This is a genomic window from Veillonella sp. 20925_1_51, assembly GCF_041431445.1.
Taxonomy (GTDB): Bacteria; Bacillota; Negativicutes; order Veillonellales; family Veillonellaceae; genus Veillonella; species Veillonella nakazawae.
On the sequence record NZ_JAPVXT010000006.1, the window covers coordinates 1 to 17,286 of the forward strand.

At 40.1% G+C, this 17,286-nt stretch carries 20 protein-coding genes; 18 read left to right on the forward strand and 2 right to left on the reverse strand.

The genetic code is table 11. The features are described from left to right. Positions 1-13: 13 nt before the first annotated feature. Both O3607_RS07110 and O3607_RS07115 read right to left on the reverse strand, forming a co-directional pair. Entirely contained in the window at positions 14-598 is a 585-nt protein-coding gene (locus tag O3607_RS07110; protein ID WP_316067274.1) for a DUF805 domain-containing protein, read from the reverse strand. 21 nt (positions 599-619) lie between these two features. After that, entirely contained in the window at positions 620-1,453 is an 834-nt protein-coding gene (locus O3607_RS07115) for a pyridoxamine kinase (protein WP_178885379.1), read from the reverse strand. A 135-nt stretch (positions 1,454-1,588) separates the two neighbouring features. Between O3607_RS07115 and O3607_RS07120 the strand changes: the two genes are divergently transcribed. From O3607_RS07120 to O3607_RS07205, 18 genes are all read left to right on the forward strand, one after another. Next, on the forward strand, positions 1,589-2,521 hold the full coding sequence (locus tag O3607_RS07120; protein ID WP_371443625.1) for an ABC transporter permease: 933 nt from the start codon (positions 1,589-1,591) through the stop codon (positions 2,519-2,521). After that, positions 2,514-3,413, forward strand: a complete 900-nt coding sequence (locus O3607_RS07125; RefSeq protein WP_005387203.1) for an ABC transporter permease — start codon at positions 2,514-2,516, stop codon at positions 3,411-3,413. The genes O3607_RS07120 and O3607_RS07125 overlap by 8 nt, the downstream gene beginning before the upstream one ends. Further along, positions 3,413-4,393 (forward strand): ABC transporter ATP-binding protein, encoded by a 981-nt coding sequence (locus O3607_RS07130; protein ID WP_005387205.1) that lies wholly within the window; start codon positions 3,413-3,415, stop codon positions 4,391-4,393. The genes O3607_RS07125 and O3607_RS07130 overlap by 1 nt, the downstream gene beginning before the upstream one ends. Further along, on the forward strand, positions 4,393-5,340 hold the full coding sequence (locus O3607_RS07135; protein ID WP_371443626.1) for an ABC transporter ATP-binding protein: 948 nt from the start codon (positions 4,393-4,395) through the stop codon (positions 5,338-5,340). Before O3607_RS07130 ends, O3607_RS07135 begins: the two co-directional genes overlap by 1 nt. A gap of 12 nt (positions 5,341-5,352) precedes the next feature. Continuing rightward, positions 5,353-6,171 (forward strand): serine hydrolase, encoded by an 819-nt coding sequence (locus O3607_RS07140; protein ID WP_295216377.1) that lies wholly within the window; start codon positions 5,353-5,355, stop codon positions 6,169-6,171. Beyond that, on the forward strand, positions 6,168-7,769 hold the full coding sequence (locus tag O3607_RS07145) for a peptide ABC transporter substrate-binding protein (RefSeq protein ID WP_371443627.1): 1,602 nt from the start codon (positions 6,168-6,170) through the stop codon (positions 7,767-7,769). Before O3607_RS07140 ends, O3607_RS07145 begins: the two co-directional genes overlap by 4 nt. Before the next feature lie 56 nt (positions 7,770-7,825). Next, positions 7,826-8,764 (forward strand): LD-carboxypeptidase, encoded by a 939-nt coding sequence (locus O3607_RS07150; protein WP_287539394.1) that lies wholly within the window; start codon positions 7,826-7,828, stop codon positions 8,762-8,764. A gap of 63 nt (positions 8,765-8,827) precedes the next feature. Then, on the forward strand, positions 8,828-9,967 hold the full coding sequence (locus tag O3607_RS07155; RefSeq protein ID WP_371443628.1) for an amidohydrolase: 1,140 nt from the start codon (positions 8,828-8,830) through the stop codon (positions 9,965-9,967). A gap of 111 nt (positions 9,968-10,078) precedes the next feature. Next, a complete protein-coding gene (locus tag O3607_RS07160; protein ID WP_371443629.1) occupies positions 10,079-11,635 on the forward strand; it encodes an ABC-F family ATP-binding cassette domain-containing protein in 1,557 nt (518 codons plus the stop codon). A gap of 8 nt (positions 11,636-11,643) precedes the next feature. Then, positions 11,644-12,213, forward strand: a complete 570-nt coding sequence (gene folE / locus O3607_RS07165) for a GTP cyclohydrolase I (protein ID WP_005387220.1) — start codon at positions 11,644-11,646, stop codon at positions 12,211-12,213. Beyond that, positions 12,206-13,039 carry a dihydropteroate synthase gene (gene folP / locus O3607_RS07170; protein ID WP_227283349.1) on the forward strand — a complete coding sequence of 278 codons (834 nt, stop codon included), beginning with the start codon at positions 12,206-12,208 and terminating at the stop codon, positions 13,037-13,039. The genes folE and folP overlap by 8 nt, the downstream gene beginning before the upstream one ends. Beyond that, on the forward strand, positions 13,039-13,401 hold the full coding sequence (gene folB / locus O3607_RS07175; RefSeq protein WP_005387223.1) for a dihydroneopterin aldolase: 363 nt from the start codon (positions 13,039-13,041) through the stop codon (positions 13,399-13,401). The genes folP and folB overlap by 1 nt, the downstream gene beginning before the upstream one ends. Beyond that, positions 13,401-13,874: a 2-amino-4-hydroxy-6-hydroxymethyldihydropteridine diphosphokinase gene (gene folK / locus O3607_RS07180; protein WP_178885365.1), complete on the forward strand. Its 474-nt coding sequence runs from the start codon at positions 13,401-13,403 to the stop codon at positions 13,872-13,874. The genes folB and folK overlap by 1 nt, the downstream gene beginning before the upstream one ends. Positions 13,875-14,000: 126 nt before the next feature. Next, complete coding sequence (locus tag O3607_RS07185) at positions 14,001-14,807, forward strand: hypothetical protein (RefSeq protein WP_024066856.1); 807 nt, start codon at positions 14,001-14,003, stop codon at positions 14,805-14,807. A gap of 10 nt (positions 14,808-14,817) precedes the next feature. Beyond that, positions 14,818-15,054 carry a GlsB/YeaQ/YmgE family stress response membrane protein gene (locus O3607_RS07190; protein ID WP_005387228.1) on the forward strand — a complete coding sequence of 79 codons (237 nt, stop codon included), beginning with the start codon at positions 14,818-14,820 and terminating at the stop codon, positions 15,052-15,054. A gap of 232 nt (positions 15,055-15,286) precedes the next feature. Further along, positions 15,287-16,234 (forward strand): L-lactate dehydrogenase, encoded by a 948-nt coding sequence (locus O3607_RS07195; protein ID WP_287539398.1) that lies wholly within the window; start codon positions 15,287-15,289, stop codon positions 16,232-16,234. A 164-nt stretch (positions 16,235-16,398) separates the two neighbouring features. Further along, positions 16,399-16,731: a septum formation initiator family protein gene (locus O3607_RS07200; protein ID WP_043006286.1), complete on the forward strand. Its 333-nt coding sequence runs from the start codon at positions 16,399-16,401 to the stop codon at positions 16,729-16,731. A 69-nt stretch (positions 16,732-16,800) separates the two neighbouring features. Next, a complete protein-coding gene (locus O3607_RS07205) occupies positions 16,801-17,202 on the forward strand; it encodes a S1 RNA-binding domain-containing protein (protein WP_105090280.1) in 402 nt (133 codons plus the stop codon). Positions 17,203-17,286 lie beyond the last annotated feature (84 nt).

The following is a 17,286-nucleotide window of genomic DNA, read 5'->3' on the forward strand; positions in this document are numbered from 1 at the left end:
ATTTATTAATTTGTTATCGTTTTTTACGTCGTTTACGCACCGTTTTGCGGATTTCTTTTTCCCTATGAGATATGGACGGTTGCATTGACTCATAAGTTGGTCTATTCACAGACATAAATGGAGGATTCCCATATTGATTCGGTTCTGGCTGACCAGGCAATACCCAAAAGAGGAAGCCTATGAGCCATACGAAAAGTTCAAGCAAGTAATTGAATGGCGATACAGCAGAATAGGTATTGATGAAAATGATGATTACCGACCATAGAATCCCTGCCCAAGCATTAAAGCCGATATCATGAATACGACGGCCAAATAAGATGCAGGATAATGGGAATAAGGATGCTAATAAAATCCATATAACAACCCTTGTAAACCAATAGGCAGGTAAAGAAACAACAAAGTCCAAGAATAGATCATCAATGTAGTGAACGATGTGGAATAAAATCATTAAAACAATGAAGCATATGATAAATTGTAGTCGATTTAACCGTCCCGTTAGATTAAAAATCGATAATCCCATACGTCGACCTTGGAATGCAATGAGCAAACCGACAGTACATATGAGTAGTGTTCGTAATACAACATAGAGTAAATCCATAAGTTCCCCTTTATTTATATCTTATAGTTGAGTTAATTCTGGCAAGACTAGCTCAAAGGCTACACCTTGCTTCATTGATTTTACAGTATCCACTGTGGCTTGAATCGCCTTGGTAGTAAAATTCATTGCTAACTCTGCCGCATCATAAGGTGAATATCCCCTCATTACTGCACCGGATAATACAGCAGTAAAGATATCCCCAGTTCCTGTAGCTTTCACAGGGATAAGAGGAATATCATAAGTTTTTAAATAATCAGTTGGCCCATCATAGACCGCGATAACCGCATGCGTTTCAGATGGTACGCTGGTCATGATAACCATGTCAGGCCCCATTTGGTACAATCTTTTGCAACGATCGCGCAATTCATCATCGCTAATAGGATCTGTAGAAAATGGAATATCTAATAAGAAACAAGCCTCCGTGTAATTAGGCTTTACAATATGAGCCTTGGAAACAAGTTGGCGCATAGCTACTACCATATCTGGTGTATAAATAGAGTAGAGGCGACCATCATCGGCCATAGCAGGATCGACGATAATCATTTGGCCATTGTTACCGAAGCGATCGATGGCTTCTTCCACGAGATGAATTTGTTCTGGCGATGCTAAAAAACCACTTACAATAGCGTGAAAGTCGATTTCGTTTTTATCCCAGCAGTCCATAAAATCTCTCATATGTGCCGATAAATCTACAAACTCGTAGTGTGGATATTCTAAGTGATTACTCAATACAGCTGTTGCCAATGGAACCGCTTGGCAACGCATAGCGCTGATGATTGGAATCATAACGGTTAGGGCACAACGGCCGATGGAGCTCATGTCTTGAATTGTTAAGACTCTAGGTACTTCTGTCATAGACACCTCCAAAATATTATATATTTTATTGTACGTTATGTAGGGCTTTCTGTAAATGTAATGATGTAATTCATGAAATTAACTTCATAATGTAGTATAATAAAACAGATAGACTTTTTATGGAGGATAGTGACAATGACAAGGTATGTATTTCGACGTCTAGGTGGCGCAATCATAATCTTATGGGTCATCATTACCGTAACGTTTGCATTAATGCATGCAATACCGGGGGGACCTTTTACGACTGAAAAGAAATTACCACCTCAGGTGAAAGCAAGTATTGAAGCAAAGTATCATCTTGATGCTCCTGTATGGAAACAGTATGGTGATTATTTAGGTGGTGTTATTACCGGCGATTTGGGACCATCATATAAGTATGAAGGTCGTAGTGTGAACGATATTATCAGTGATGCATTCCCAATTTCTGCGCAGCTCGGTTTATTATCATTAATGGTGGCTGTAGTAGGTGGTATTGCAGCGGGTGCTATTAGTGCTATGCGCCCTAATGGTATCGTTGATTATGCGGTTACCGTATTATCTACCATTGGTATTTCTGTGCCTACATTTATTATAGGTGCCGTTCTTGTATATGTGGTGGGCTTTGAACTGGGATGGTTCCCAGTGGCCTTATGGCGTGGTCCATCTTATATGGTTCTACCCGTGTTGACGTTAGCAGCACAACCTATGGCATTCATTGCACGCTTAACGCGCAGTGGCTTGCTAGATGTGTACCAACAAGAATATATCCGTACAGCTCGCGCCAAAGGTTTGGGTTCTTGGACTATTTTGACTCGTCATGCATTAGGCAATGCTATTTTGCCAGTTATTACGTACTTGGGACCATTGGCTGCTAGCCTTTTGACAGGTAGCTTTATCGTAGAAACAATCTTTGCTATTCCGGGCCTTGGACAGTATTTTGTAACGTCCATTTACAACCGCGACTATACGGTTATCCTTGGCATTACGATTTTCTATAGTGCTCTTGTAGTATTTCTTAATATTTTGGTGGATATGATTTATCCGTTAATTGATCCACGTGTTACGACAGAGGAGGGGACAGATGAATAAGGAAGATTTTTTACCTATTGAACGAACTCCTCAAGAAGAAATTACAAGCTTTATAAAACGTCCTAGTAAATGGGCGAGATTTAAGGTGAATCGCTTAGCTGTAGTAGGTGCAACCATCATTTTGGTTATGATTGTGTTGGCTATTTTAGGCCCCCTTATTTCTCCGTATACTTATGCGGATCAATCCCTAATCGATGCGAACCAAAGTCCGAGCTTTAGTCATTGGTTTGGCACAGATACATTGGGCCGCGATATTTATACGCGCGTTATGTACGGCGCTCGCATTTCCTTAACTATCGGTTTTGTAGCGGCTTTCATCAATCTTGTTATTGGTGTTACCTATGGCGGTATTGCAGGTTACCTTGGTGGCAAGGTTGACCGCATCATGATGGGCATCGTGGATGTTTTGTACGGTATTCCACTTTTACTTTACGTAATTTTGTTGATGGTTGTACTTGGCCCTGGTTTAACGTCTATTTTCGTAGCATTGGGCATTGCGTACTGGCTCAATATGGCCCGTATCGTACGTAGCCAAATTTTGAAAGTTAAAAATGAAGAATACATCATTGCTGCTGAAGCGATGGGTATTCCCAAATATCGCATTTTATTGCGTCATATTTTGCCAAACTGCGTGGGACCAATCATCATTACATTGACATTGGCCATTCCAGAGGCTATTTTTACAGAAGCATTCCTTAGCTTCATCGGTTTAGGTGTTAATGCACCTATGGCGAGCTGGGGTGTACTCGCTTCTGAAGGGATTAGCAGCATGCGCTCTTATCCATTCCAATTGATTTTCCCTGCTGTTGCCATTAGTGTTACCATGCTTGGTTTCGCATTCCTTGGCGATGGCTTACGTAATGTGTTAGACCCTAAGGAAGGAGATAGATAATGAATAACGCAATTGTTGATGTGCGCAATGTGTCCATTACCATCGATACCTTCCAAGGCCCTTTGCGGGTTATTCGCAATCAAGATATCTCCTTACAACCAGGTGAGATTTTAGGTATTGTTGGTGAATCAGGCTGTGGTAAATCTGTACTAGTTAATTCCTTAATGGGATTGCTACCATATGGCAAAACAAAAATCAAAGCCGATACATTTATGATTGATGGCAATGATTGCCTTGAATTTACTGAAGATGACTGGAATGAACTCCGCGGTACTACTGTTGCCATGGTATTCCAAGACCCTATGACATCTTTGAATCCAATCATGACGATTGGGGAACAAATGTATGAGGTTATCCATCGTACCAATGCATATGGTGAGGATTATGACGAACGAGCTATCGCCATCGACTTATTAAAGAAGATGGGCCTTTCAACACCGGAAAGACGATTATCTCAATATCCTCATGAGTTGAGTGGTGGTATGCGCCAACGCGTTTGTATCGCCATGGCTGTCGCAGGTCGTCCAAAAATTTTGATTTGTGATGAACCGACAACGGCTCTAGATATTACAACAGAGGCTCAAATCTTGCGCCTTATGCAAACATTAGCTGTAGAAGCTGGTATTGGCATTATCTTTATTTCTCATAACCTCCGCGTTATTGCTCAAATTTGCGACCGCGTTATGGTTATGTACGCTGGTAAATGTGTTGAATCTGCTACGGTAGAAGGTATCTTTAATGAACCTCGTCATCCGTACACATTGGGCTTGTTACTCGCTTTACCACAAGGTAAATGGCATGGTGAGTTAAAAGCCGTTGAAGGTCAACCACCAGATCTGTTTGATCTACCACGAGGTTGTGCGTTTAATCCACGGTGTAAGTGGGCTATGCGTATCTGTGGTAATCGTATTCCTATGGTTACAAATGTTGGTGAAGGTCACCAATTTACATGTTGGTTAGCTAAGTTGGAGGGACTTTAATGAGTTACGTATGGGAAACTGACAATCTCGTTAAAGAGTTCACTCTGTCAGGGGGCTTATTTAAGCCAAAACACACGGTACACGCTGTACAAGGCGTGAGCCTATATCAATCGCCAGGGGAAACCCTCGGTATCGTAGGTGAGTCAGGTTGTGGTAAATCCACATTTGGCTACACGTTGATGGGCTTGCATCAAGCTACATCAGGTTCTATTTATATGAATGGTCGTCAGATTGATCCTTATGTGGATCGTAAAGCCGTTCATCCTGTGATGCAAATGGTATTCCAAAATCCTTATGCATCACTTAATCCACGTCTTACGGTTAATGCGATTATAGAAGAACCTTTGGAGCTGGATCCAAAGTATACACCTCGTGATCGCGTTATTCGTGTAAAAGAAGTGCTTGATCAAGTTGGTTTGAACATGTCTTTTGGTGAGCGTTATGCTCATGAATTATCTGGTGGTCAACGTCAACGTATCGGTATTGCACGGGCTCTTATTATGCAGCCGCAGTGCATCATCTGTGATGAACCGATTTCAGCACTAGATGTATCGATTCAAGTGCAAATTATGACATTGCTTGAACGATTACAAGAACAACATGGTATTTCGTACCTCTTTATTTCTCATGATTTAAACATGGTGCGCTACATCAGTCATCGCATGGTGGTTATGTACTTAGGTGCTGTTATGGAAGAAGGTCCAGCACTGGATTTATATGAATTTCCACAACATCCTTACACTCGTGCTTTGACGGCCTTAAATGGTCCTGTTATACCACATGCTCCAATTGGAGCACCTCTTAAAGGGGACCCACCAAATCCACTAGACCCACCGAAAGGTTGTTTGTTTAGTGGTCGATGTCCAGAGGCAGAAGGTCGTTGCTTTACTGAACGTCCGCCTCTTCGTGATTGGGCAGATCGCCGCATCGCATGCTGGCACATATAATGGGAGAATAGTATGGAAAAGTTACTTGTTGGCAAGTCCTTAGAACATCAACTCGATACAGTGATAAAAGAATTAGCACCAAAGGGGAATATATCCTATGTAGTACTTCAATTTGACGATGAAGAGGAGCCGACTATTATTGCTTCTAAAGGGGAAGATACGGTACACTCTAGTGCAAGTTTGATTAAGGTACTCGTTATGGAGTATGTATTCCATTTAGCTCGTACAGAGCAGTTGGATCTTAATGATACAGTTCCTCTATCTAGAACACCACGTGTTGAAGGCGGTGGTGCATTACAAGAACTGGTAGCAAAGCATAGCTTTACGTATCTTGAGTTATGTCGTCTTATGATGGTTCTTAGCGATAATATGGCGACAAATTTACTCATTACTGTTCTAGGCATGGAGAATATCAATGCTCGTGCAGAACAGCTTGGTGTAGATGAAATAGAACTCAATCGTATGATGATGGACTTTGACGCTCTAGCAGAAGGCCGTGATAACCATTTGACTGCATTGTCATTGGCTCGTCTGTATAAACACATTTTTGAATGTCGTGATAGAGATGCTTATGGCCGAGAAATGTGGAATATTTTAGGTCGCCAACAATTCCGTGATATCTTGCCATTTTATTGGGGCGAAGATACACGCTTTCACCATAAAACAGGATCCCTTGATCGCGTAGAGCACGATGGAGGCGTATTAGAAACATTTAGAGGTCATTTCTGCTTTATCCTCTTGATGAGCGATATCGATAATGACCGAGGTAAAGAGTTAGGCGCTCAAGTAGGGCGTATCATGAAAGAATTTGTAGAGGAAGCATTGCCATGATGGATAAACGAAATTTGTTAAAACTCATGGTCCTTGCTCTTGGGGTGAGTGTGCTCTTATTTGTATTTGGTTATCCTCGCGGGGAACAACCAATTGATGAGCATACCATTCGATATGTTATTGAGCAGGAACCATCCACATTGGATCCAGCAAAGTCTACTACCTCTCCGGAGGCTACAGTTCAACTTCAATTATTTGACGGTTTAGTTCGTTTAAATGATGAAAGTGAACCAGAGGCAGCACTAGCTAAAAGCTGGGATATTTCTGATGATGGTCGCGAGTATACCTTCCATTTACGACCTGATTTGAAATGGTCTAATGGAGAGCCTTTGACGGCTCATGACTTTGAATACGCGTGGAAACGCGTATTAGACCCTGAAGTCCATGCGGACAATGCATATATGTTATATGTATTAAAAAATGGCGAAGCCTTTAATAATGGTGACGCTTCAGCTGATGATGTTGGCGTTAAGGCCACTGATGATAATACATTAGTAGTTACCTTAGAGAATCCAACAGCGTATTTCTTAAAATTACTAGCTTCTCATAGCTATTATCCAGTGAGCCAAAAAGATGTAGAGGCTCATGAAAACTGGGCTGCCAATGCGGATACATTTGTATCTAATGGTCCATACCGCTTACTATCCTGGAAGCATAATGGAGAAATGGATTTCATTAAGAATCCTAACTATTGGGATGCAGATTCTGTGAAAACAGAGAAAATGAATTGGCCTATTAGTGAATCCCAAAGCACACGCCTTACATTGGTTGAAGGTGGCGAAGCAGATATGACGGTTGAGCCTCCTGTAGCGGACCAAAAACGATTAGAAGAGGCAGGTCTATTACATATTGGACCTATGCTTGGTAACTATTATTACGTATTCAATGTGAAAGCAGAACCTTTCACAGATCCTGAGGTGCGTAAAGCTTTCTCCATGGTTATCAACCGTGCTAATATTGTTAACAATATTGTTCGCGGTGGTAAAGAGGCTGCTTATGCCTTTGTTCCTTACGGTATGCTTGAAAGTAATGGGCGTGAAGATTTCCGTGAAGCGGGTAGCTATCTTGTTTATGAAGATGTAGAACAAGCTAAAGAAATCTTGAAAAACGCTGGCTATGATAAAAATCATCCATTGCCTCCAATTACGATTTTGTATAATACAAGTGAATTACATAAAGCGATTGCCGAAGCTGTACAAGATGCTTGGGTCAATGCATTTGGTGCAGATGTGCGCTTACAAAATCAAGAGACAAAGGTATTCTTAGCCGACCGAGAAGCTGGTAAATATCAAGTTGCTCGTGCTTCTTGGGTTGCGGATTACAGTGATCCACAAAACTTCTTAGAAGTATTTTCTGCTGAAGACAATGATAGTCAGTACCATAGTGATGCTTATAACGAGTTAATCGCTCGTATTCGTACGACACCAAATGGGGCTGAACGGGATGCGTTGATGCATAAAGCAGAACAGATGATTTTTGATGAAGCTCTAGTAATGCCATTGTATTTCACAACACAACCATATGTAACAAATGGAAGTATTCAAAATTATTTCTGGACTACATTAGGCCTTGTTGACTTTAAAAAAGCATACAAATAAGATACACTTAAGACGTACACTATGTGTACGTCTTTTGTTGTATTTTATGAGGACATATGAACTGGATTGAACCAAAGCGCTTAGCACCGGGCATGACCATAGGCATTATGGCTCCTGCTAGTGCAAGCGATGAAGATTTACATAGAATAGAAGAAATTTGTAACGCAAAGGGCTATAATGTTCTTTTGGGTGAAAGTGCACATCGCAAAGGCTTGTATGGTGGTACACCAGAGGAGCAAGCCGAAGAGTTCCAATATATGATGACCAACGCACCTTGTGAGGCGGTACTAGCTTTGCGCGGTGGTTACGGAACGATGCGTTATCTAGATTTATTAGATTATACAGCAATCCGTAAGCATCGAAAGGCTTTTATTGGGTATAGTGATTGTACAGCACTTCACATGGCGATCAATCGATATAGCCGACTCATTACCTATCACGGGCCGATGGGCGTAGATTTTAAGCCTGAACGCAAAGCAGATATTGATGCTTTATTTAATACTTTAGAAGGTAAATTACAAGTCATAGAACCCTTACCTGAACCGCCTCGTGGTGCTATTGGTACTGAGCTAGGAGAAGGTATTTTACGGGGCGGCAATATGACGATGTTATCTATGTTGTCGGGAACACCGTATTTTTTAGAGGATGCATCTTGGGAGGATACATTACTATTCATTGAAGATGTAGGAGAGGCACCTTATAAGCTAGATCGCATGTTGCAACAATTTCGTCTCAGTGGTTTATTGAGTCGTATTAAAGGTTTAGTGATTGGTACATTTACAGATTGTGAAGGCGACGATGATGAGCGTGATTACGATTTAGGCTATGAAGCGTTACGCTACATGGAGGAAAATAGAGACCCTGAATTGTTGGAGCCTTTTGTATGTTATGTCCCAACAGGTCATGGAATGCCGCATCAAACATTACCACTAGGAGCGATGATTAACTTTAGGTATATTTCAAATACCATAATTGTTCATCCCTATACGAAATAGACGCATTCTTCTTAGATAGAATAAATAATAAACAGTATAAATTAGAAATTAAAAAGGGAAGTTATGATATTACAAGAACGAGAGGCTCGTGCCTGTGCCATCATAGATAGTATGACAGAAGAATTGCGCGATATCTCCTTATATTTACACGATAACCCAGAATTGGGCTTAAACGAGCATAAAGCAGTTAAGATAATTCACCAATTCTTAGAAAATCATAATTTTACATCTCAAGTAGGATTAACAGATTATCCTGAGTTACAAACGGCACTACGTGGTGACCATAACCATGATGCGAGATATAAAATAGCATTCTTAGGAGAGTATGATGCGTTACCTGAACTCGGTCATGGTTGCGGACATAATCTCATTGCCATGATGAGTTTAGGTGCTGCTGTTGCCTTCAGCCAAAGTGCACCGGAAGCGTGGGGAACGACCTTCTTTGGTTGTCCTGCGGAGGAAACTATTGGTGGTAAAGTATACATGGCAGAGGCTGGTTTATTTAAGGGTTATGAGGCGGCGCTCATCATTCACCCAGGCGGTGAAAATGAGGTGGGGGGCACATCATTAGCGACGCATCCACTAGAGATTACCTTCCATGGACGGTCTTGTCATATAGCATCATTAACTGACTCTGGTATTAATGCCTTAGACTGTGCTGTAGATTTATATCAAAAAATAAAAGAGTTAAAGAAAACATTCCCTAAAGGGGCTATTGTAGGGACCATTTTTACCGAAGCTGGTACAGCACCAAATGTAGTAACTCCTAAGGCTACGCTTCGTATGACTGTTCGCGGTAGTACGGTGGACGATTTAGAAGGTATTATTTTGCCGGCTATCAAAGAGGCTGCTAAAGAGATCGGAGTATCTTATGGCGCCCGTGTTGAGATGCATCATTATGAGCCTCTCTTTAAGGATATGCGTCAAGATAAACAGCTATTAGATCTCTTTAACGATGTGATGACTGAATTTGGTGAAACGCCCCGTATATTGCCTGATGATGAGGCTGATGGTAGTACAGATGTAGGAAATGTATCTTATGAAGTACCAACAGCACAGCCCACATTACAGATTGGATTAGGCTTAGAAGCTCATACACCAGAGTTCACTTGTGCAGCAGGTTCTGACTATGGATTGGAGCAAGCGATTAAGGGCGCTAAGATTATGGCTGTGGTAGCCTTGCGTTATGCAGTAGGTAAGTGATGTTCAATTTTTGACATATAGAGGTCAAAAAGGTACAATAGATATAATATTTAAGTAAGTATGAAACAAGCCGTCTTCAACAAGACGGCTTTTATTCCGGTGGAGATAGATATGAGTGTTTTAACCGTTTCAAATGTAACCCATGGTTTTGGAGCGCGACAAATTTTAGATGATGCATCATTCCGCCTATTAAAAGGCGAACATGTAGGCCTCATTGGTGCCAATGGCGAAGGCAAGTCTACATTCCTAAATATCATTACAGGTAAAATTCCTCCTGATGAAGGTAAAATTGAATGGTCCAACCAAGTCACTGTTGGGTACTTGGATCAACATGCAGTCCTCGAAAAAGGGATGACCATCCGCGACGTATTGCAACGCGCCTTTGATGATTTGTTCGTCATGGAACAAAAGATTAATGACGCTTATAATCGTATGGGTGATGTATCCGAAGATGAGATGAATAAACTGCTCGAACAAGTTGGGGAATGGCAAGAAATTCTAGAGCAACGTGGGTTCTATGAAATTGATGCGGTTATCGAACGTACCGCTGCAGGGCTTGGTCTTATGGATATTGGGCTTGACCGAGATGTTACGGAGCTCAGTGGTGGTCAACGTACAAAGGTTTTGCTTACAAAACTATTACTGGAAAAACCAACTATTTTGCTATTGGACGAACCGACAAACTATCTTGATGTAGAGCATATTCAATGGTTGCAAAACTATTTACAAAACTACGAAAATGCTTTTATCCTGATTTCTCATGATATGGAGTTCTTAAATTCTGTAGTTAATGTTATTTATCATATCGAGCAAGCGGTCTTAACGCGTTATACTGGCGATTATCATCAGTTCCAAGCTGCTTACGAAGTGAAAAAGGCACAAGCGGCTAAGGCTTATGAGCGTCAACAACAAGAGATTGAGCGTATGGAGGACTTCATCCAACGTAATAAAGCTCGCGTTGCAACGCGTGGCATGGCCAATTCTCGAGCTAAGCGCTTGGAGAAAATGGAAATTTTGGAAAAACCAAAAGAGTATATTAAACCTTCCTTTAGTTTTAAAGAAGGTCGTACGCCAAGTCGTTTTATCGTAGAGGCTTTTGGTCTGGAGTTAGGTTATGATGAACCGTTGACTAGACCTGTAGACTTTCAAATTGAAAGAAATAAAAAAATCGCCATTCGCGGTGTTAATGGTTTAGGTAAAACGACATTGTTGAAAACAATTTTAGGTTTATTAAAACCGGTAAGCGGTGAGTTGGTAAAAGGTGAATTCCTACAAATAGGCTATTTCGCTCAAGAGGATACACCATCCAATTCTGAAACTGCACTAGACTATATTTGGAACGAATATCCGGCAATGACTAATGCAGAGGTGCGTGCAGCGCTTGCTCGTTGTGGCCTTACTAACGAGCATATTACATCACAAATGCGCGTGTTATCTGGTGGTGAAAATGCAAAGGTTCGCTTATGTAAATTGATGCAAAATAAGTACAATGTACTCGTATTAGACGAACCAACGAATCACTTGGACATTTATGCAAAAGAAGAATTGAGTCGTGCTTTGCGTGAGTTCAAAGGAACTATCGTTTTAGTAAGTCATGAACCTGAATTTTATAAAGATTGGGTTACGGATATTTGGAATATTGAGGATTGGACGACGAAAATCGTTTAGGAGGACCGATGAATCAACGTGCAAAGGACGGGATAAAGCAATTTTTAGCGGCTTTATCTGTTGATACAGAGGCGCCAGAGCTAGAGAAAACACCAAGTCGTGTAACAGAATTATATAGTGAATTATTCAGTGGCGTAGGATTAGATACAAAGTCAGCCTGGGGTGAAACATTTAGTACTGATTATAAAGGGCTTGTGGCAGTTACAGGAATTCCTTTTTATTCTATGTGTGAGCACCACTTGTTGCCATTCTTTGGAACCGTAGATATTGTGTACCAACCTAAGGATGGGTGTGTGGCAGGGCTTAGCAAGTTTCAAGATATTGTTAATATCCTTAGCCGGAGGCCGCAACTACAAGAGCGGTTAGCATCAGAATTAGCAGATGCAATTATGAATGATTTATCTGCTCATGGTGTATTCGTACGCATTACATCGACTCAGTTATGTATGCTTATCAAAGGAACCATGCAGCAAGATTCAAAGGTTATTACATTAGAAAGCCGTGGTGTGTTAGCAGAGACTGGTACATTACGTGATGAAGCGTTGGCAATGTTAGGTGGAGGACAGGCAAATGTTTAAACGTAGAAATTATACATGGAATGATGGCAAAAGTTTATCTTTGTGCGATCGTACCCTTATTATGGGTATACTAAATGGTACGCCTGACTCTTTCTCTGATGGTGGTAAATTTAACACCCCAGAAGCAGCAGCAGCCCATGTAACGCAAATGATTAATGATGGTGCTGATATTATCGATTTAGGCGTAGAATCTACGCGTCCAGGCTGTACACCATTGACAGCAGATGAAGAAATTGAACGTTTATCTCTATTGATAGAGCCTGTATTAAATGCATCTACAGTGCCTGTATCTATCGATACCTATCATGCTAAAACTGCTGATTATGCACTTTCAAAGGGCGCTCATATTTTAAATGATATTTGGGGCTTACATTATGATCCTGATATGGCAGCAATAGCCGCAAAATACAAGGTGCCTGTAATCATTATGCATAATAGCAATGATACAAACTACGGTGATATCATTGAAGATATGAAAGCATACTTCTTCTATGCCGTGGATAAAGCATTGAAAGTGGGGATTACACCTCAACAAATTTGGCTTGATCCAGGCATTGGATTTGGTAAAACAGAAGAACAAAATATTGAAGTTATGCAACGTTTAGGGGAATTAACGGCTTATGAATACCCTATTTTACTTGCCCCTAGCCGTAAGCGTTTTATCGGTTCTATGTTGGGCGGTTTGCCTCCAGAAGAGCGCGATGAAGGCACGGTAGCGGCTTGTATTACGGGTGTATTCCAAGGTGTTGATATGGTGCGTGTTCATAATGTGAAAATGCACAAACGCGCCTTGGCCGTAGCAGATGGCCTATTACGAGGTGAATAATGGATAAAATCGTTTTAAAAAACATGGCATTTTATGGATACCATGGCAATTTGACATCTGAACAAGAGCAAGGACAGCGCTTTTTTGTAGATGTTGAAATTACTACGGATCTTACAAAGGCCGGTCAAAGTGACCAGTTAGAGGATTCTATCAATTATGTAGAAGTATATGAGCTTGTAGAATCTGTTATGACTGGAGAAAAACATAATTTATTAGAGCGTTTAGGTGCACTTATTGCCGACTCTTTATACCAACATTATCAAGGTATCGTTGGCTTATCTGTAACGGTGCGCAAACCATCTGTACCTATTGCTGGTATCCTAGATTATGTTGAGGTTGTCACTACAAGAGGTCAAATTTGATGTATACCTATTACATCAGTGTAGGTTCAAATATAGGTGATAAAAGAGGCTATATTAATTCCGCTTTTCACCTATTGCAAGGGCATGAGACCGTTTCAGAGGTTATTAGTTCTTCTTTGATAGAAACGGAACCTTGGGGATATACAGATCAGGCGTCATTTATTAATGGCATGTGGTCTTGTAAAAGTGCTTTGAATCCTCATGAAATGTTAAGTGTACTTCAGTCCTTAGAACAAGAGGCTGGTCGTGAACGACTCATTCACTGGGGACCACGTACATTAGATTTAGATATTATTTTGGCTTTTGATGAGGCCGGTTCTATGATTTCCATTTGTGATGAAACTCTAACTATACCGCATCCTTATTTTTGGGATAGAACCTTTGTCTTAGAACCTTTACATGAGTTGTTACCAACTTTTACCTATAAGGGTATGTCAATTAGCGAGCGATTAGCTACATTAAGTTTGGCATAGAAATCTACAAAGATATTAAAAATAAAATTTACAGTTATACCTAGAATTGGGATTATATTAATAGGGACTTACTGTAATGGCAATATATTATTACGTTTTATGCTTGGGGATTCATAGGGAGTATAAATGAATATAAAACGTATCGGTTTGTGCATACTAGCATTAATTGTAGTGGGGCTGTCCTATTGGCTTGCAGTAGGTGGCAATTACGACAGTAAAACAGTACGCATAGACCCAGAAGAGCATACATTAGTAAATTCTAGTGATGCCATCATTTCAAAACGAATATTAGCGATGAAGTCCATCGACTCACAAGTGTACTTTCTAGGTTATGAAGGGTATGGTATTTATAATTTAGCTGATAATACACTTCGGTTGATGCCTATTACCTTTCGTGGTCAACATATAGAGCCACCGAAGACCGAGAATTACCAACGTGGTTTACGAGAGATTACTATGGTAAAAACTTTCTCTGATTTTAGTGGTCCAGAACAATCCATACTCAAGGATTTGTTGGAATCTACAGATAGAGGAGCTCATTATTATGGGGACTTTTACCATTCAGGTTATGAGTCATCCCTCATTGACATGAAGGACCAGTATTTTATAACGAATACGGTACGAGCTTTAAAGCGTATAAATCATACATTGTATGTATATGATGCGTCAGGGTTTATTATCATTGATTTAGATAGTCGCCGTATTCAAGGGTTCTTTAATAATCGTCTAGGTGGAGAAGGACCCAAAGGAGTACCCGATAGCTTGCGTGGCCATTATGGTTCAGATTTCACGATGATATATGCATTGTCCAAGTTAGATCCAAAGGATTTAGAGATTTTATGGTCAATGCGAAAACAATATTTAGAAAAGTCACCGCAAGTGATGGAGAATAAGGATTTATTCCCGCTTAATCTTGATGAGATGACTTTATAGGAGGTATATTATGCTTTGGTCAATTATTGTAGGCGGATTCATTGGTTTTGTAGCTGGTCGTATTACTAAAAAGGCGCAAAGCATGGGGATTATTCTTCGTGTTATTGCTGGTTTAGTAGGGGCTTCTGTAGGTCAAGCTTTGCTTGGTACTTGGGGCCCAAGTCTTGCAGGCATGGCATTAATTCCGTCCATCGTTGGTGCAGTTATAGTGATTGCTGTAGTAAGCTTCTTTACTGGACGAGACTAACTATATAATAGAAGGACTATTATAGGATTTCCTATAATAGTCTTTTTTTATCGCTATAAATCTATTTTCTTATATACCTATGAGAAAATAGGTATATAATAGTTTATGTATTTTACAAGCAATATGTTTTAATATAACTTAACATTGTCGATTCATATAATGGCAATCGCTGGTTTAAGTGGAATTGTATTAGAAGATGTATATCTTTTAGTGCGAATCGTAGGAGGCCCTTATGAAGTTACGTAAAGTAGGTATTATTGGCACTGGACATGTAGGTTCTCATGTAGCATTTTCTCTTGCTCTACAAGGTGAAGTAGATGAACTATATATGATGGATATTGACGAGAAAAAAGCTAAAGCACAAGCAATGGATATAAATGATGCTGTTAGCTATATTCCTCATAAAGTAACAGCTACTGCAGGTCCTATTGAAGATTGTGGGGATTGTGATATTCTCGTATTTAGCGCTGGTCCTTTACCAAATTTATATCAAGATCGTTTAGAAAGTCTTGGTGATACAGTAGAGGTTTTAAAGGATGTTATTCCTCGAATTAAAAAGTCTGGCTTTGATGGTTTTATTATCTCTATTTCTAATCCTGCTGATGTTGTTGCTACTTATTTATGTAAACATTTAAATTGGAATCCAAAACGTATTATTTCCAGTGGTACAGCTTTAGATTCAGCGCGATTACAAAAAGAATTGGCGCGCATTTTTAATATTAGTAACCGTACAATTACAGCCTATTGTTTAGGTGAACATGGCGGTAGTGCTATGGTGCCATGGTCTCATGTTTATGTACAAGGAAAGCCGTTAGTACAATTACAACAAGAATTGCATCATAGATTCCCTACACTTGATCATACTCAAGTGCTAGATGATGTAAAAATTGGTGGTTACCACGTATTGGCTGGTAAAGGCTCCACAGAGTTCGGCATTGCTAGTGCAACAACAGAATTAATTCGTGCTGTATTCCATGACGAAAAGAAAGTCTTGCCATGTTCTTGTTATCTAGATGGCCAATATGGTGAAGAAGGAATCTTTGCATCGACTCCAGCAGTTATTGGCAAAGATGGTATCGAAGATGTATTTGAATTGAAGCTTACTGAAGATGAATTAGCTTTATTTAAAAAGTCTTGTGCAGTAATTCGTGAATATGCTCATAAAGCAGAGACTTTATAAGGCCATAGTAGCTGTTGCTAATAAGTCTATCTCTGATAAGACCTTTTTAACTATATGATAGTTATAAGGTAAACTATAGATAATTTTATTTAGTCCCTAACGAGGTTCTGTGATATAATTAAAAAATGACAGTATACAGATGATGAATATTTTTGGGGGATATTATGACTCAAGACACTATGGAAGTACAACGTCCAAAAAGGCCGCGCAAACGGGTTAGACCTAATCGCAAAGCGCAGGATCAACGTATTATCCTCATGTGGATCAAGCGAATTGGTATAGGGATTATGGTACTGCTATTATTAGGGCAAGCCTATCGCTTGGTGGCTGTATATCAAGAAAAACAACATATTGAGCAACAATTGCAAGAGTTAAAACAGCGAAATGAAGAACTAGAACAGGAAAAGGCTAAGTTGCAAGATCCAAAGACCATTGAGGGGGTGGCTCGAGAGGAGCTCGGCCTTGTAAAACCTGGTGAAGTACCTTATGTAAAATAGGTTTGACTGTAGTAATTTAGATTCGCATTAGTTTGTAGTTTGAGGTTTCCGCATTAATTAGGAGGTTGCATGGCAATCGAAGTTGGTAACATTATTGATGGTACCGTATCTGGTATTACAAAATTCGGTGTATTTGTTGATTTAGGAGAGAAGCAAACCGGTCTAGTTCATATTTCTGAAGTAGCTCATGGGTATGTCGAAGATATTAATACCGTATTAAAGGTTGAAGATCCAGTAAAGGTTAAGGTTTTATCTATTGAAGGCAATAAAATCGGCCTTTCTATTCGTCAAACACAACCTAAAGAGACACCAAGTGAAGAGCGACGTCCTCGTCGTGTTCAATCTAAACAAAGCACAGAGGCTTTTGAAGCAAAGATGAAATCATTCTTGCGCGATAGCAATGAACGCTTACACGATTTAAAACGCAATACAGAAGGTAAACGCGGAGGCCGAGGCGGTCGTCGAGATTAATAGTGAGAGATGGCATTGAGCCATCTCTTTACTTATGTATAGGCCTTAACAGTATAATAGTGTTAGAGGCATACTAATTATGTA

Bases quoted from the DNA above. Each gene is read 5' to 3' on its own strand.
- folK (WP_178885365.1), top strand. From the start codon at position 13,401: ATGTATACCTATTACATCAGTGTAGGTTCAAATATAGGTGATAAAAGA.
- O3607_RS07205 (WP_105090280.1), top strand. From the start codon at position 16,801: ATGGCAATCGAAGTTGGTAACATTATTGATGGTACCGTATCTGGTATT.
- O3607_RS07120 (WP_371443625.1), top strand. From the start codon at position 1,589: ATGACAAGGTATGTATTTCGACGTCTAGGTGGCGCAATCATAATCTTA.
- O3607_RS07155 (WP_371443628.1), top strand. From the start codon at position 8,828: ATGATATTACAAGAACGAGAGGCTCGTGCCTGTGCCATCATAGATAGT.
- O3607_RS07130 (WP_005387205.1), top strand. From the start codon at position 3,413: ATGAATAACGCAATTGTTGATGTGCGCAATGTGTCCATTACCATCGAT.
- O3607_RS07135 (WP_371443626.1), top strand. From the start codon at position 4,393: ATGAGTTACGTATGGGAAACTGACAATCTCGTTAAAGAGTTCACTCTG.
- O3607_RS07160 (WP_371443629.1), top strand. From the start codon at position 10,079: ATGAGTGTTTTAACCGTTTCAAATGTAACCCATGGTTTTGGAGCGCGA.
- O3607_RS07185 (WP_024066856.1), top strand. From the start codon at position 14,001: ATGAATATAAAACGTATCGGTTTGTGCATACTAGCATTAATTGTAGTG.
- O3607_RS07150 (WP_287539394.1), top strand. From the start codon at position 7,826: ATGAACTGGATTGAACCAAAGCGCTTAGCACCGGGCATGACCATAGGC.
- folE (WP_005387220.1), top strand. From the start codon at position 11,644: ATGAATCAACGTGCAAAGGACGGGATAAAGCAATTTTTAGCGGCTTTA.
- O3607_RS07125 (WP_005387203.1), top strand. From the start codon at position 2,514: ATGAATAAGGAAGATTTTTTACCTATTGAACGAACTCCTCAAGAAGAA.
- O3607_RS07110 (WP_316067274.1), bottom strand. From the start codon at position 598: ATGGATTTACTCTATGTTGTATTACGAACACTACTCATATGTACTGTC.
- O3607_RS07195 (WP_287539398.1), top strand. From the start codon at position 15,287: ATGAAGTTACGTAAAGTAGGTATTATTGGCACTGGACATGTAGGTTCT.
- O3607_RS07190 (WP_005387228.1), top strand. From the start codon at position 14,818: ATGCTTTGGTCAATTATTGTAGGCGGATTCATTGGTTTTGTAGCTGGT.
- O3607_RS07115 (WP_178885379.1), bottom strand. From the start codon at position 1,453: ATGACAGAAGTACCTAGAGTCTTAACAATTCAAGACATGAGCTCCATC.
- folB (WP_005387223.1), top strand. From the start codon at position 13,039: ATGGATAAAATCGTTTTAAAAAACATGGCATTTTATGGATACCATGGC.
- folP (WP_227283349.1), top strand. From the start codon at position 12,206: ATGTTTAAACGTAGAAATTATACATGGAATGATGGCAAAAGTTTATCT.
- O3607_RS07145 (WP_371443627.1), top strand. From the start codon at position 6,168: ATGATGGATAAACGAAATTTGTTAAAACTCATGGTCCTTGCTCTTGGG.
- O3607_RS07200 (WP_043006286.1), top strand. From the start codon at position 16,399: ATGACTCAAGACACTATGGAAGTACAACGTCCAAAAAGGCCGCGCAAA.
- O3607_RS07140 (WP_295216377.1), top strand. From the start codon at position 5,353: ATGGAAAAGTTACTTGTTGGCAAGTCCTTAGAACATCAACTCGATACA.